Source organism: Nocardioides mangrovi (assembly GCF_020073815.1).
GTDB lineage: Bacteria > Actinomycetota > Actinomycetes > Propionibacteriales > Nocardioidaceae > Nocardioides > Nocardioides mangrovi.
Genome location: NZ_JAIQZJ010000008.1, coordinates 94,432 through 108,234 on the forward strand (window position 1 = coordinate 94,432; position 13,803 = coordinate 108,234).

Here is a 13,803-nt window from a genome sequence, read left to right on the forward strand (position 1 = left end):
CCCGGAGCTATCTGAGAGGCGTCGCCCGCGCCGCCCCGGATAACCTTGCCGGCATGATCGACCCGCGCATCCTCCGTGACGACCCCGACCGCGTGCGAGCCGCCCAGGCCAAGCGCGGTCTGTCCGACGAGGTCGTGGACCGCGCGCTGTCCGCCGACCAGGCGCGGCGTACGGCGATCGCGTCGTTCGAGGAGCGGCGGGCCGAGCAGAAGCAGCTCGGCAAGCAGGTCGCCCAGGCCCAGGGCGAGGAGAAGCAGGAGCTGCTCGCCCGCACCAGGGCGCTGGCCGCCGAGGTCAAGGAGCTCGAGGCCGCGCAGGGCGAGGCCGAGGCCGCCTGGCAGGACGCCATCATGAGCATCCCCAACCTCGCCGCCGACGAGACGCCGGCCGGCGGCGAGGACGACTTCGTGGTCCTCGAGACCGTCGGCACCCCGCGCGACTTCGCCGCCGAGGGCTTCGAGCCGCGCGACCACATCGAGCTCGGCCGGATGCTCGGCGCGATCGACCTCGACCGGGGCGCCAAGGTCTCGGGGTCGCGCTTCTACTTCCTCACCGGCGTCGGCGCCGAGCTGGAGCTCGCGCTGGTCAACCTCGCGATGGAGCAGGCCCGCGAGGTCGGCTTCACCCAGGTCATCGCCCCGTCGATGGTCAAGCCGCGCGCGATGGACGGCACCGGCTTCCTCGGCCAGGCCGCCGACGACGTCTACCGCATCGAGGGCCAGGACATGTATCTCGTCGGGACCTCGGAGGTCCCGATGGCGGCATACCACTCGGACGAGATCCTCGACGGCGGCTCGCTGCCGCTGCGCTACGCCGCGTTCAGCCCCTGCTTCCGCAAGGAGGCCGGCTCGCACGGCAAGGACACCAAGGGCATCATCCGGGTGCACTGGTTCGACAAGGTCGAGATGTTCGTCTACACCACGACCGAGGAGTCGTACGCCGAGCACCAGCGGCTGCTGGAGTGGGAGAAGCAGTTCCTCGACAAGCTCGAGCTGGCCTACCAGGTCATCGACGTGGCCGCGGGCGACCTCGGCCTCTCGGCGATCCGGAAGTTCGACTGCGAGGCGTGGATCCCGACGCAGGGCAAGTACCGCGAGCTCACCTCGACCTCCAACTGCACCGAGTTCCAGACCCGCCGGCTCGACACCCGCGGCCGGTTCCAGGCCCCTGAGGGTGGGCAGAGCGTGAAGCCGATCTCGACCCTCAACGGCACCCTCTGCGCGATGACCCGCACCATCGTGGCGATCCTCGAGACCCACCAGCAGGCCGACGGCTCGGTCCGGGTGCCGAAGGCCCTCCAGAAGTGGATGGGTCGCGAGGTCCTGGAGCCGATCGCCCCGTGACCTGGACGCCGCGGCTCGTCGCCCTCGACATCGACGGCACGATCCTCAAGTGGGTCGAGGGCGCCGGGATGACCCACGAGGAGGTCGCGCCGGCGGTCCAGGACGCCGTACGCCGGGCCGTCGCCGCCGGCGCCCACGTGGTGCTCGCCAGCGGCCGGTCGCCGCACGGCATGACCCGGGTGGCCGACCTGCTCGAGCTCCACGAGGAGGGCCGTGAGCGCCTCTGGATCGTGGCGTCCAACGGCGCGGTCGTCTTCCGCTACCCGCCCGTCGAGGTCGTCCACGAGGAGACCTTCGACGCCCGGCCCGCCGTCGAGGCGATCCTGGAGCGGCAGCCGACGGCGATCGTGGCCGTCGAGGACCGCGGCGTCGGCTACCGCGTGAGCCGCGCCTTCCCGGAGGGTGAGCTCTCCGGCGACATGATCGTCACGGAGGTCGAGGACCTCCTCTCCGCCGAGGTCAGCCGCGTGATCATCCGCGACCCGGAGGCGACCGCCGACGAGTTCGTCGCCCTCGCCGAGGAGCTCGGCCTGCACGGCACCAACTACGTGGTCGGGTGGACGGCCTGGCTCGACCTGGCCCCGGTGGGGGTCTCGAAGGCGTCCGGGCTCGACCACGTCGCACAGGCGCTCGGCATCGACCCCGCGGACGCGCTCGCCGTCGGCGACGGCCGCAACGACCTCGAGATGTTCGAGTGGGCCGGCCGCTCCGTGGCGATGGGTCAGGCGATCCAGGAGGTCCTGGACGCCGCCGACGCGGTCACCGGCAGCGTCTACGAGGACGGGCTCGCCACCGAGCTCTCGCAGTGGTTCCCGGCGTGAGCCACCCTCGATCGGCCCTGCCGGTCATGGTGACGACGGAGCGGCTCCGGCTGCCGCTCTGGACCGCCGACGACGTCGCCGCGATCCGGGCCGGCGCCAGCCGCGAGGGCTGGCACCCCGCCTACCCCCGTCGCGACGACGCGGACGCCGCGACCCTGTGGCGCGAGGGCGACACGTGGGCGCCCCGACACATCGTCCGCGGCGTGACGGCGCTCGGCTCGATCGGCTTCTTCGGCCCGCCCGAGGAGGCCGCCGACGGCGTCCCGGAGGTCGAGGTCGGCTACGGCCTGGTCGACGAGGCGCACGGCTACGGCTTCGCCACCGAGGCGCTCACCGGGCTGCTCGTCGAGACCGACACGGTCGGCGTCCGCGTCCGCGCCAGCGTCGAGCCGACCAACAAGGCCAGCATCCGGGTGCTCGCCAAGTGCGGCTTCACCGAGCTGCGCGGCGCCAACGAGGACGGCGAGCTGGTCATGGCGCGACCGCTGTGACCCCTCGACTCGTCGCGACCGACCTGGACGGCACGCTGGTCCGCAGCGACGGCAGCGTGTCGCCGTACACCGCCGAGGTGCTCGCGCAGGTCGAGGAGGCCGGCGTCCCGGTGGTGTTCGTGACCGGCCGCCCGCTGCGCTGGACCGAGGAGGTCTTCGAGCACGTCGGCGAGCACGGCCTGGCGGTCGTCTCCAACGGCGCCCTGGTGTGGGACGTCGCCCGGCACCGGCCGGCGCTCGAGCGCCCGATCGACCCCGGGCTCGGCCTCGAGATGTGCCGGCTGCTCCGCGAGGCGCTGCCCGGCACGGCGTACGCCGTCGAGCACCTGGACGGCATCGGCCTGGAGCCGGAGTTCCTCGAACGGCACGCCGTGCCCGACGGCGCGCGGCGCGCGAGCATCGAGGAGCTCTTCACCACCCCCGCGCTCAAGCTGCTCGCCCGGCACGAGGAGCTCGGTCCCCAGGACTTCTGGGACGCCGCGGAGGAGGTGGTCGCCGGTCGTCTCGTTATCACCTGGTCCTCGGCCACCTCGCTGCTCGAGATCAGCGCGCCGGGCGTGACCAAGGCGTCCACCCTCGAGCTGCTGTGCGCCGACCTCGGGATCGCGGCCGAGGAGGTGATGGCCTTCGGCGACATGCCCAACGACCTCCCGATGCTCGCCTGGGCCGGCACGTCGTACGCCATGGCCAACGCCCACCCGACCGTGCTCGAGGCCGCCACCCACACCGCGCCGTCGAACGACGAGGACGGCGTCGCGCGGGTCCTGGCTGGTGTGTTTTACCAGTGATCTGTTGAGATGGGCGCCGTGATCCGCCGACTCCTCCTCCCCGTGGCCGCCGCCCTGCTCGCGGCGACCGGGCTGGTGACGCTCGGTGCCGGGCCCGCCGCCGCCCGGTGTCCCTCCCTCGGCGGACCCTCGGCCCTCGCCAAGCGCGCCACCGACGTCTTCACCGGCGAGCTCGGCGACCACCGGCGGCAGGGCGGGAAGAAGGACCGGCGCACGATCTGGCAGGTCGACGTCGACCAGATCTACAAGGGCTCGATCGCGGACACCTCGGTTGAGGTCTCGGCGCCCGCGAGCGCGGTCGACTGCGGCCTCACCGGCACGTCCGGCGACGACTACCTCTTCTTCGCCCAGCGCGACGGCGACCAGCTGACCGTGATCCGCGGCGACGGCACCGGGCCGGTGACCGCCAAGAACGTCGCGAAGGTCGAGGACATGCTCGGGTCGCCCCACTCGCCGACGCCGCCCGCTCCGCCCCAGGCGACCTTCACCCTCGTCGCGAAGGACGCGGTGGACCTGCAGCGGCTCGCCGCGCCCGGCGTCGCCCTGGTGGTCGTCGGCCTGCTCGGCCTCGCGCTCGCCTCCTGGCGGGGACGCCGCGCCGCCGAGTAGAGGGTTTCCGCGGGTCGAGTCGAGGTCTTCCGTGGGTTGAGTGGAGGTCTTTCGTGCGCCGTACGGCGGAAACCCTCGACTCGACCGACCGAAACCCTCGACTCGACCGACCGAAACCCTCGACTCGGCGTCAGAGGTACATGCCGCCCGAGTCGCCGGGGGCCGCACCCGGCTGCTGGTCGGGTACGCCGCCGCCGGGGATCCCCGGCCCGGCGGGCAGCCCGCGCCGGATCTGCTCGAACTGCGCCCGGGCGGCCATCTGCTGGGCGTAGATCGCGGTCTGGATGCCGTGGAAGAGGCCCTCGAGCCAGCCGACCAGCTGCGCCTGCGCGATCCGGAGCTCGGCGTCGGAGGGGGTCGCGTCCTCGGTGAAGGGCAGCGAGAGCCGCTCCAGCTCCTCGACCAGCTCGGGGGCGAGGCCCTCCTCGAGCTCCTTGATCGAGGCCTGGTGGATCTCCTTGAGCCGGATCCGGCTGGCGTCGTCCAGCGGCGCGGAGCGGACCTCCTCGAGCAGCTGCCGGATCATGCTGCCGACCCGCATCACCTTCGCCGGCTGCTCGACCAGGTCGGCGACCGAGCGCTCGCCGTCCTCACCGTCCTCGCTGTCCTGGGCGGCCCCGGGGGCGAGCCCCATCGGCTGCCCGTCCGGGCCGATCACGACGACCTGCTGCTGCTCCTCGCTCATGGGGCCACGGTATCCGGCACCGGATGGGGTCAGAGCGTGAGCAGGATCTTGCCGCTGTGGTCGCCGGACTCCATCAGCGCGTGGGCCGCGGCCGCCTCCGCCAGCGGGAAGGTGCCGTGCACCACCGGCTGGACCAGACCCTCGGTGACCAGCGGCCAGACGTGCTCGACGACCGACGCGCAGATCGCCGACTTCTCCTCGGTCGGGCGACCGCGCAGGTTGGTCGCGATCACGGCGCCGCGCTTGCGCAGCAGCGCGTTGATGTCGAGCTCCCCGCGGGTACCGCCCTGCATCCCGATGATGACCAGGCGCCCCTCGGTGGCCAGGGCGTCGACGTTGCGCTGGAGGTACTTCGCCCCCATGTTGTCGAGGATGACGTCGGCGCCGTGGCCGTCGGTCGCCTCGCGGAGCACCTCGACGAAGTCCTGCTCGTGGTAGTCGATGGTGATGTCCGCGCCGAGCGCCGCACACGCGGCGAGCTTGTCGGGCGTGCCGGCCGTCGTCGCCACCCGGGCACCGAGCTGGTGGGCCAGCTGGATCGCGAAGGACCCGATGCCGCCCGCCCCGCCGTGCACCAGGACGGTCTCCTGCGGCTTGAGGCCGGCGACCATGAAGACGTTCGACCACACCGTCGCGGCCACCTCCGGCAGCGCCGCCGCGGTGACCAGGTCGACGCCGGCCGGCACCGGCATCAGCTGACCGGCCGGTACGGCGACCTGCTCGGCGTACCCGCCCCCGGCCAGCAGGGCGCAGGCCTCGTCGCCCACCGACCAGCCGTCCACGCCCTCGCCGACGGCGGCGACCGTGCCGCTGCACTCCATCCCGATCACGTCCGAGGCGCCGGGTGGCGGCGGGTAGAAGCCCTGCCGCTGCAGCAGGTCGGCGCGGTTGAGGCCGGCGGCCGCGACCCGGAGGACGACCTCGCCGGGTGCGGGCGTCGGGTCGGGCAGCTCGCCCACGGACAGGACCTCGGGGCCACCGGGCTCGGCGGCGATCACGGCGCGCATGACCGCCAGCCTAGAGAGGGCCGGTAGCTCAGCTCTCGACGTACTCGTCGTTCGTGTGGTCGACGGTCGAGTCGTCCGGGACGTCGTCGTCGACGTCGTCCGGGTCGGGGGCACCCGCCGGGCGGTCCCAGGACTCCGCCAGCCGTTGGGCACGGGCGGCGAGGGCCTCGACCTGCTCGGCGTCCGCGGCGGCCGCACCGGCCGCGACGCCGAGGAGGTACGCCGTGATCGGCGCCGCCGGCCGCGCCACGTTGTGGGCGGCCACCCGCGCCAGGTCCAGCACGAGTGCCTCGTCGACCTCGGCGTCGACATCGAGGACGTCGCTCAGCTCGTCGATCCAGTCGTGGAGGTTCACGCTGTCCAGATTCCCCGGAATCCTCGGCGTGTCGCAAGACCCTTTCGGGAGCCGGGTCACAGGTCGCGCAGGTCCGCCCAGCTGTCGACGTCGCGCGCCTCGGCGCCCTCGGCCGCGACCTCGGCCAGGTGGAGGCCGGCCAGGAGCCGGTGCAGCGCCATGCCGTGCTGCTCCTCGTGCCCGGGGCGTACGGCGTCGAGCCGGCCGGTCCGCAGCACCAGCGCGAGCTGCCGCCGACCGTCGGGACCCACGAGCGCGGCCCCGTCGACGGCGTCGTCGTCCGCCGCCTCGCGCAGCCGGCGCACCGTCGCATGGGTCAGCCGGGGCATGTCCACGGCGACGACGGCGACCAGCTCGGGAGGCCGCTCGAGGGCGTCGAGCCCGGTGAGGAGGGCGGCGACCGGCCCGCCGTACCGGGGGTTCTCGCGGGTGAACGTCACCGGCCGGGTGGTGCGCACCGGGTCGCCGACGACCACCACCTCGCCCGCGTCGACGAGCGCGTCGATCGCGTGCTCGAGGAGGGTGCGGCCGAGGTACTCGACCGATGCCTTGTCCGCCCCGTCCATCCGGACGGCGCGACCTCCGGCCAGCACGATCCCGGAGAAGTCCACGTGTGGCAGTCTCGCACCGTGACCTCGCTCCGCGTCGCCGTCGTCCAGCAGGCCTCCGGCCTCGAGCCCGAGGCCAACCGCCGGCTGCTCGCGGAGCTCACCCCGGACGGCGCCGACCTGGTCGTCTTCCCGGAGGCCTTCGCCCGCGACTTCGGTGAGGCCGGCTCCGACGTGAGCGCGTACGCCGAGCCGCTCGACGGCCCCTTCGCCCACGAGGTCGCGGCCGCCGCGGCCGAGCACGCGACGACCGTCGTGGCCGGGATGTTCGAGCCCGGGGAGGACCCCGGCCGGCCGTTCAACACGCTCGTGGTGCGCGGGGCCGCGGACGCGGCGTACCGCAAGATCCACCTCTACGACTCCTTCGGCTACCGCGAGTCCGACCGGCTGACCGCCGGCCCGACGGAGCCGGTCGTCGTCGAGGTCGGGGGGTTCACCCTCGGGCTGATGACCTGCTACGACCTCCGCTTCCCCGAGCTCGCCCGCGCGCTGGTCGACCGCGGCGCCGAGGCGATCGTGGTGCCCGCCGCCTGGGTCGCGGGCGACCGGAAGGTCGACCACTGGCGCACCCTGGTGCGCGCCCGCGCCATCGAGAACACCGTGTACGTCGTCGCGGCGGGCCAGCCCGCCCCCCGCTACACCGGCCACTCGCTGGTCGTGGACCCGCTCGGCGACGTGCTCGCCGAGTGCGGCGACGGGCCGGAGGTGCTCACCGCTGTGCTCGACCACACGGTGCTGGAGCGGGCCCGCCGGACCAATCCGTCGCTGGCCAACCGCCGTCTGTAACCTGACCTGCCGTGTCCCGAGCCGCCCCCCGTCGTCGTGCCGAGCGCGCCACGACGCCGCGGCCGGCGCGCCCGCCACGGACCTCCACGCGCGGGGCCGGCTTCGCCCGGTCGCGCTGGCCGGCGGTGATCTGGCTGGTCGTCGTCGCCGCCGGGCTGGGCGCCCTCGGCTCGTGCGTCGCCGAGACCGGCCCGACCTGGCTCTGCTCCGCCGGTGCGGTCACGGTGGCGACGGCGTACGCCTGGGCCCTCGCGGTGCGCACCGGAGGCCGACCCGTCGTGGTCGGGGTGCTCGCCCTCGTGCTCGGCCTGACCGCCGTGATCAGCGACGAGGAATCGCTGCGCACCGGCGCCGCCGTGCTGACCAGCGTCGTGTCCGCCGTCTTCGCGGTGATGGCCACGACCCCGGCGGTCCGCTACGTCCAGGCGGTCCGCGAGGTGGTGGTCGCGCTGGCGATCGCCGCGGGCGGCGCCTTCGCGACCGTCGGCTTCGAGCCCGTGGCCACCGTCGCCCGCTTCGAGTACGTCGTGCTCGGCATGGCCTTCGCCGGCACCTTCGCCCTCGTCTACCGGCTGGGCGCCGGCCTGCACGGCCTCGGCCGACGCGGCGTGGTCATCGTGCTGCTCGGCACCCTCGTCCTGGCCCTCACGCTGGTGTACGCCGAGGCGCTGCGTCGCTACGGCACCCCGGGACTGGTCTCCAGCCTGCTCGACGGCGTGCGCTGGAGCCGGGACCACCTCGGTGCCTTCCCGCGGCCGATCGAGACCGTCCTCGGCGTCCCCGCGCTCGCCTGGGGCACCCACATGCGCGCCCGACGGCGCCAGGGCTGGTGGGTGTGCGCGTTCGGCGTGGCCGCGACCGCCCCCGCCGCCACGGCGCTGGTCAACCCGGCGATCACCCTCACCGAGAGCGCCCTCTCGGTGGCCTACGGCATGGTCGTGGGCCTGCTGATCGGCTTCGTGGTGGTCCGCGTCGACCTGGCGCTGACCGCCCCGCGCGGCAGCCGCGGCCGGCGTGCCGAGGAGGCGTCCGCCGTACGACCGGAGCCGTCGCGGACCCGCGCGCTCCTGTGACCGCTCCGCGACGTCGTGGCCGGTGCCCGGGTACCGCGCGGTAACGGCTAGGTTCGCACCATGCCCCGCGAACAGGTGACCGAGATCGTGGCCGAGATGGTCGCCAACGTGATGACCGTGGCGGTCGGCCCCGGGGACCGCGTCGAGGCGGGCGACACCGTGGTGCTGCTGGAGTCGATGAAGATGGAGATCCCGGTCCTCGTCGAGGAGCCGGGCACGGTCCGGGCGGTCAAGGTCGCCCCCGGCGACGTCGTCCAGGAGGGCGACGTGCTGGTGGAGCTGACGAGCTAGTGTCCTGAGTCGGAAGTTCATGCGCACTGCGCGTGCTCAGCGTGTGTGCATCGCAAGGCGCCGGAGCGAAGCTCTACCCGGTCGTCCGGCGAGCGACGGCAACGCTGCGAGGTGCGTGCGATGTGTGCGCGAAGCGCACACGAGCTTTTGATTCAGGACACTGGAGCAGAGGGGGCGGGATTCGAACCCGCGGTGGGTCTCCCCACGACCGCTTTCAAGGCGGTTCCGATCGGCCACTCCGGCACCCCTCCGAGCCCGGACGCGGTCCGGGGCAGTGATGAGTCTAGGAGAGCGGCCGCGGACCTCTACTCCGAGCCGCCCAGCTCCAGCTCGACCTGGTCGTAGGCGAGGTCGTGGAGGCGCTGCATGTGGCGGCGTACGTCGTCGACCAGTCGCCGGAGGTCGTCGCGGAGCGCGGCGACATCGGCGCGCTCCAGCACCTCGGTGCCGAGGGCGCTGAGCCGGGCGAGCAGGGCGTTGCGCTCACGGAGGGCACCGATCTCGCGGGCCGCGGTCCAGCCGTCCGCGCCGGTGCCGGTCTCGGCGATGAGCGCGTCGCGGAGCCCGGCCATCTGCTGGCGGACCTGCCAGCGCCAGGAGTTGGGGTTCGCGTCCGGTCGGAACGAGCGGAGCACCTGCTCGAGGCCCTGGACCGCGTGAGCCAGGCCGATGGTGGTGACGGTCATGGCGACCTCCCGGCGGTCCGGTGCGGTGGGGACTTCGAGTGTCACCCCGGCGGCGTCCCACCACAACCCGCCGTCGGACCCCAATCCGGTGTCTTGTTCAATCACTCCGTGGCCTCCTCGTCCGTACCGCCGCCCGCAGACTCCGACTACCGGCTCGCCGCGGGTGTCGTCGTGCGGGTGCTCGGGGGGCTGCTGGTGCTGCTGGCCGCGCTGGTCGTGGTCGCGACCCTGCTGGTCGCCGTGGCCGGCCTCGCGACCGCGGTCCTCGTGGCCGTCGTCGTGCTGGGGGTGGCGGGGGTGATCGGGGCGGCCGGCGTGCTGACCCGGCTCTCCGTCGTCCACCTCGGCGCCGAGACCTACCGGGTCCGCCTGGGACTCCTGGCCCGCGGGGCCGGCGTACCGGAGGCGGGCTGGCGCGACGTGGTCGAGGCGGTCACCACGACCACCCCGGCCGGGCTGCCGGTGGTCGTCCTCAAGCTCGCCGGCGAGCGGGCCACCACCATCCCGGTGACGCTCCTCGCGGCCGACCGGGAGGAGTTCGTGCGCGACCTGCAGCGCCACCTCCAGCACGGCCAGGGCCTGCGACCGCTCTCCTGACCCGCCGGTGCGCCCCTGATTGGTACGCCGGCCGCCGGTCCTTGTAGCCTGTCCTGGCTGTCGGGAGGCGTCGCCTAGTCCGGTCTATGGCGCCCGCCTGCTAAGCGGGTTTGGGGCTACAACCCCATCGAGGGTTCAAATCCCTCCGCCTCCGCCAGTGATCAGCCCCCGTGGTGCCTGAGCGCCACGGGGGCTGAGTCCGTGTAGGGTCCTCCGAGGATTGTCTCGGGCTGCACCTTCGCGCACCCTGCAGGAGATTGCAGGAAGTTGCATTGCACTTATCTGAGGCAGCGATCCGTGATGCCCACACCCGCAGATCCCGGAGAATCGTGTCACCGGGCCATCCGTGGGGCCCGATCACTCAGAGGTGGGACATCAACATGAACATTGCGCGCAAGATCGCGTTCGTGGTCGCTTCTGCGGCCCTCAGCGTCGGCCTGCTCGGCATCTCGGCCCCGGCGCACGCCGACTACAGCTGGCAGACCGTCACCCGCCGCTGACGCGGCCCATTGCTCGAGGCGGGAGCCCGCACACACCCCCCACCTTCGCTGGCTCCGAGGCTCACCCCCACAGCCCGCCTCACCCGATCGAGGGCAGTAGTCCGAGGACTACTGCCCTCGATCGTTCTCAGGAGTCCTCGGGGCCGTCGTCCACACCGTCGGCGCCTTGGCCTAGGCGCCCGAGTGAGTAGCCCAGCTGGAAGCGTGTCTCGGCGTCGAACTCGTCCTTCAGGTCGGCCACGTAGCCGGCGTACGTGCGCGGGCTGACCCCGAGCCGCTTCGCCGAGACCGGGTCGGAGTGCCCCTCGATCAGCATCCGCATCGTCATCGCCCGCTGCTCGTCGGCGATGCCCTTGACCACCGAGGCCTCCTGGCTCGTGAAGGGGCGGGCCCGCTCCCACGAGCGCATGAACACGTCGACCAGGTAGGCCACGATCGTCGGCTCGCTGACGGCGAGCGCCGTCTGCATGTCGTCAGGTGACGGGATGACGGCGGTGCGGCGGTCCACGACGATCATCCGGTTGAAGAACTCGTCCTGCGTGCGCACCTCGGCACCGAGCTGGGTGACGGCGGCGACGTACTCGCGCGTCGCGGAGGCTCTCCGGGCGCTGTGCTGGTAGAGGGTGAGGATCCGCACCCCCCGCTCGAGCAGGGCGCGCTCGCCGTCGAGCACGTGCGACATGACCGCGCCGCCTCCCCGGGCAGCCTGTGGCTGGGCGGTCAGCACCTCGTGCTCCGCCTCCGGCACGGTTCCCTGGAGGAAGGAGTTGATCGTCTCGCCGCCATGCAGGTAGCGGAACGGACCCCCTTCGGTGGTCCTCGGCGCGCGACGCCACGCCTGGCCCAGTGCGGCGAAGGCCGACGTCCAGCGCGCCGACTCCTGCAGGAGATCGGCGCCCTGCTGCGTCAGCGGCGCCACGACGCGGGTGTGCACCAGGCTCGGGTCCTCGGCGACCCAGGTGTCCCGCTCGGCGTCGAGCCGGATGAGTCCCATCTCGCGGAGCTGTTCGAATGCGGGGTGCAGCTCACCGTCGGCGACGATCCGCGGATCGCCGGCGACGATCCCGCCCGAGCTCACGATCTCCTCGTAGAGCGCTGTGCCAGCGGACTCGAAGAGCACTCGGTCACTGGGGTCCTGCGTCCCCACATCCCCTCCTGGTCAGTTCACCCCCGTGCCCTTTCCCCGGTCCCGATGATTCCACAGGGCACACAACGACGCCCCCGGTCTCATGGACCGGGGGCGTCGTGGGGTCGAGCAGGGGTACGACGGGCGGTCAGCCGCCCAGGCGGGAGCGCAGGCCGTCGAGCTCGGTCCAGAGCACGGCCGGCAGGTCGTCGCCGAACTTCTCGAACCACTCCTGGATCTGCGGCAGCTCGGCCCGCCACTCCTCGGCGTCGACGTGCAGCGCGGCGGCGAGCGCCTCGTCGGTCATGTCGAGGCCGTCGATGTCCAGCGAGCCCGGTGCCGGGACGTGGCCGATCGGGGTCTCGACCGCGGCGGCCTGGCCGTCGATGCGCTCGACGACCCACTTGAGCACGCGGCTGTTCTCGCCGAAGCCCGGCCACAGGAAGCCGCCCTCGTCGTCGCGACGGAACCAGTTGACGTAGAAGATCTTCGGCAGCTTGGCGGCGTCGTTGTCCTTGCCGACGTTGATCCAGTGGCCGAAGTAGTCACCGGCGTTGTAGCCGATGAAGGGCAGCATCGCCATCGGGTCGCGGCGCACCACGCCGACCGCGCCGACCGCAGCGGCGGTCGTCTCCGAGGAGAGGGTCGCGCCGAGGAACGTGCCGTGCGTCCAGTCGCGGGCCTCGAAGACCAGCGGCACGGTCGTCTTGCGGCGGCCGCCGAAGAGGATCGCGTCGATCGGCACGCCGCGCGGGTCGTCGAACTCGGGCGCGAGGATGTCGCACTGCTTGATGGGGGTGCAGTAGCGGCTGTTGGGGTGGCTCGAGTCGAAGTCCGACTCGGGGGTCCACTCCTCGCCCTTCCAGGACGTCGCCGTGGCCGGCGGGTTCTCGAGACCCTCCCACCAGATGTCGCCGTCCGGGGTGAGCGCGACGTTGGTGAAGACCGAGTTGCCCTTGTTGATGGTCGCCATCGCGTGCGGGTTGGTGTGCTCGTTGGTGCCGGGAGCCACGCCGAAGAAGCCGTACTCCGGGTTCACCGCCCACAGCCGGCCGTCGTCGCCGATCCGCATCCAGGCGATGTCGTCACCGATCGACTCGACCTTCCAGCCCGGGATGGTCGGCTTGAGCATGGCGAGGTTGGTCTTGCCGCACGCCGACGGGAAGGCGGCGGCGATGTACTTCACGACGCCCTGCGGCGAGGTGAGCTTGAGGATGAGCATGTGCTCGGCGAGCCAGCCCTCGTCGCGGGCCATCACCGAGGCGATGCGGAGCGCGTAGCACTTCTTGCCGAGCAGCGCGTTGCCGCCGTAGCCGGAGCCGAAGGACCAGATCGCGCGCTCCTCGGGGAACTGCACGATGTACTTCGTGTCGTTGCACGGCCACGCGACGTCCGCCTGGCCCGGCTCGAGCGGGTGGCCGACGGAGTGGATGCACGGCACGAAGTCCGCATCCAGCTCGGTCATCCGGTCGAGGACCGCGGTGCCCATGCGGGCCATCACGCGCATCGAGGCGGTGACGTACGCCGAGTCGGTGAGCTCGATGCCGAACATCGGCTTCTCGGCCTCGAGGTGACCCATCACGAAGGGGATGACGTACATCGTGCGACCACGCATGCAGCCGGCGTACAGCCCGCGCATCGTGGTCTTCATCGTCTCGGGGTCCATCCAGTTGTTGGTCGGACCCGCGTCGCGCTCGTCGACGGAGCAGATGTAGGTGCGGTCCTCCACGCGCGCGACGTCGATCGGGTCGCTGGCGGCGTAGAAGGAGTTGGGCTTGATGGCCGGGTTGAGCCGGGTGAAGGTCCCGGTCGACACCAGCGCGTCGGTGAGCTCGGTCCACTCCTCGTCGGAGCCGGTGCACCACTGGATCCGGTCCGGCTGCGTCAGCTCGGCGACCTCGGCGACGAAGTCGAGGATGCCCCGGTGGGTGGTCGGCCCGGAGAGTGTGGAAGGGGTGATCGGATCTGCGGTGGCGGTCATGGCTTGCGTCCCTCTCGCGATTCGCGGCCGCCCAGGGTGGAGTGGGCGTCGCCGGC

At 72.5% G+C, this 13,803-nt stretch carries 16 protein-coding genes and 2 tRNA genes; 10 read left to right on the forward strand and 8 right to left on the reverse strand.

All coding sequences use genetic code 11. From position 1 onward, the window contains the following. The first annotated feature begins 53 nt into the window (after positions 1-53). Genes serS through K8U61_RS14545 form a run of 5 tightly spaced genes read left to right on the forward strand, consistent with a single transcriptional unit; the run spans position 54 to position 4,052 of the window. The gene (serS, locus tag K8U61_RS14525; RefSeq protein WP_224123755.1) at positions 54-1,343 is read left to right on the forward strand and encodes a serine--tRNA ligase; all 1,290 of its coding nucleotides are present in this window, start codon (positions 54-56) and stop codon (positions 1,341-1,343) included. Further along, positions 1,340-2,164, forward strand: coding sequence for an HAD family hydrolase (locus tag K8U61_RS14530; protein ID WP_224123756.1), 825 nt, complete (start codon positions 1,340-1,342; stop codon positions 2,162-2,164). Before serS ends, K8U61_RS14530 begins: the two co-directional genes overlap by 4 nt. Next, on the forward strand, positions 2,161-2,655 hold the full coding sequence (locus tag K8U61_RS14535) for a GNAT family N-acetyltransferase (protein ID WP_224123757.1): 495 nt from the start codon (positions 2,161-2,163) through the stop codon (positions 2,653-2,655). Before K8U61_RS14530 ends, K8U61_RS14535 begins: the two co-directional genes overlap by 4 nt. Next, a complete protein-coding gene (locus K8U61_RS14540) occupies positions 2,652-3,443 on the forward strand; it encodes a Cof-type HAD-IIB family hydrolase (RefSeq protein ID WP_224123758.1) in 792 nt (263 codons plus the stop codon). Before K8U61_RS14535 ends, K8U61_RS14540 begins: the two co-directional genes overlap by 4 nt. An 18-nt stretch (positions 3,444-3,461) precedes the next feature. Continuing rightward, positions 3,462-4,052: a hypothetical protein gene (locus tag K8U61_RS14545; RefSeq protein ID WP_224123759.1), complete on the forward strand. Its 591-nt coding sequence runs from the start codon at positions 3,462-3,464 to the stop codon at positions 4,050-4,052. A gap of 130 nt (positions 4,053-4,182) precedes the next feature. Here the strand turns inward: K8U61_RS14545 and K8U61_RS14550 are convergent, their stop codons facing one another. Genes K8U61_RS14550 through mobA form a run of 4 tightly spaced genes read right to left on the reverse strand, consistent with a single transcriptional unit; the run spans position 4,183 to position 6,710 of the window. Next, a complete protein-coding gene (locus K8U61_RS14550) occupies positions 4,183-4,737 on the reverse strand; it encodes a bacterial proteasome activator family protein (protein WP_272491965.1) in 555 nt (184 codons plus the stop codon). A gap of 29 nt (positions 4,738-4,766) precedes the next feature. Continuing rightward, positions 4,767-5,744, reverse strand: a complete 978-nt coding sequence (locus K8U61_RS14555; protein WP_224123760.1) for an NAD(P)H-quinone oxidoreductase — start codon at positions 5,742-5,744, stop codon at positions 4,767-4,769. A gap of 28 nt (positions 5,745-5,772) precedes the next feature. Further along, complete coding sequence (locus K8U61_RS14560; protein ID WP_224123761.1) at positions 5,773-6,099, reverse strand: DUF6457 domain-containing protein; 327 nt, start codon at positions 6,097-6,099, stop codon at positions 5,773-5,775. Positions 6,100-6,155: 56 nt separating this feature from the next. Beyond that, positions 6,156-6,710 (reverse strand): molybdenum cofactor guanylyltransferase, encoded by a 555-nt coding sequence (gene mobA, locus K8U61_RS14565; protein ID WP_224123762.1) that lies wholly within the window; start codon positions 6,708-6,710, stop codon positions 6,156-6,158. Between the two features lie 18 nt (positions 6,711-6,728). Here mobA and K8U61_RS14570 point away from each other — a divergent pair, with 18 nt between their 5' ends. From K8U61_RS14570 to K8U61_RS14580, 3 genes are read left to right on the forward strand one after another with little or no spacing between them, the layout of a single operon-like run. Next, the gene (locus K8U61_RS14570; protein WP_224123763.1) at positions 6,729-7,493 is read left to right on the forward strand and encodes a carbon-nitrogen hydrolase family protein; all 765 of its coding nucleotides are present in this window, start codon (positions 6,729-6,731) and stop codon (positions 7,491-7,493) included. 11 nt (positions 7,494-7,504) lie between these two features. Further along, complete coding sequence (locus tag K8U61_RS14575; RefSeq protein ID WP_224123764.1) at positions 7,505-8,566, forward strand: hypothetical protein; 1,062 nt, start codon at positions 7,505-7,507, stop codon at positions 8,564-8,566. 60 nt (positions 8,567-8,626) lie between these two features. Further along, positions 8,627-8,857 (forward strand): biotin/lipoyl-binding carrier protein, encoded by a 231-nt coding sequence (locus tag K8U61_RS14580; RefSeq protein ID WP_224123765.1) that lies wholly within the window; start codon positions 8,627-8,629, stop codon positions 8,855-8,857. Between the two features lie 166 nt (positions 8,858-9,023). On the opposite strand, the gene K8U61_RS14585 is transcribed toward K8U61_RS14580, so the two are convergent. Beyond that, positions 9,024-9,108: transfer RNA gene (locus K8U61_RS14585), tRNA-Ser, on the reverse strand. Positions 9,109-9,162: 54 nt separating this feature from the next. After that, on the reverse strand, positions 9,163-9,543 hold the full coding sequence (locus K8U61_RS14590; protein WP_224123766.1) for a hypothetical protein: 381 nt from the start codon (positions 9,541-9,543) through the stop codon (positions 9,163-9,165). Between the two features lie 108 nt (positions 9,544-9,651). On the opposite strand from K8U61_RS14590, the gene K8U61_RS14595 reads away from it, so the two are divergent. Then, positions 9,652-10,140: a hypothetical protein gene (locus K8U61_RS14595; protein WP_224123767.1), complete on the forward strand. Its 489-nt coding sequence runs from the start codon at positions 9,652-9,654 to the stop codon at positions 10,138-10,140. A 63-nt stretch (positions 10,141-10,203) separates the two neighbouring features. After that, positions 10,204-10,297: transfer RNA gene (locus K8U61_RS14600), tRNA-Ser, on the forward strand. Positions 10,298-10,767: 470 nt separating this feature from the next. On the opposite strand, the gene K8U61_RS14605 is transcribed toward K8U61_RS14600, so the two are convergent. Together K8U61_RS14605 and K8U61_RS14610 are read right to left on the reverse strand one after the other, a co-directional pair. Beyond that, positions 10,768-11,718, reverse strand: coding sequence for a phospholipase D-like domain-containing protein (locus K8U61_RS14605; RefSeq protein ID WP_224123768.1), 951 nt, complete (start codon positions 11,716-11,718; stop codon positions 10,768-10,770). A 196-nt stretch (positions 11,719-11,914) separates the two neighbouring features. Further along, a complete protein-coding gene (locus tag K8U61_RS14610) occupies positions 11,915-13,747 on the reverse strand; it encodes a phosphoenolpyruvate carboxykinase (GTP) (protein WP_224123769.1) in 1,833 nt (610 codons plus the stop codon). Between the last annotated feature and the right edge of the window lie 56 nt (positions 13,748-13,803).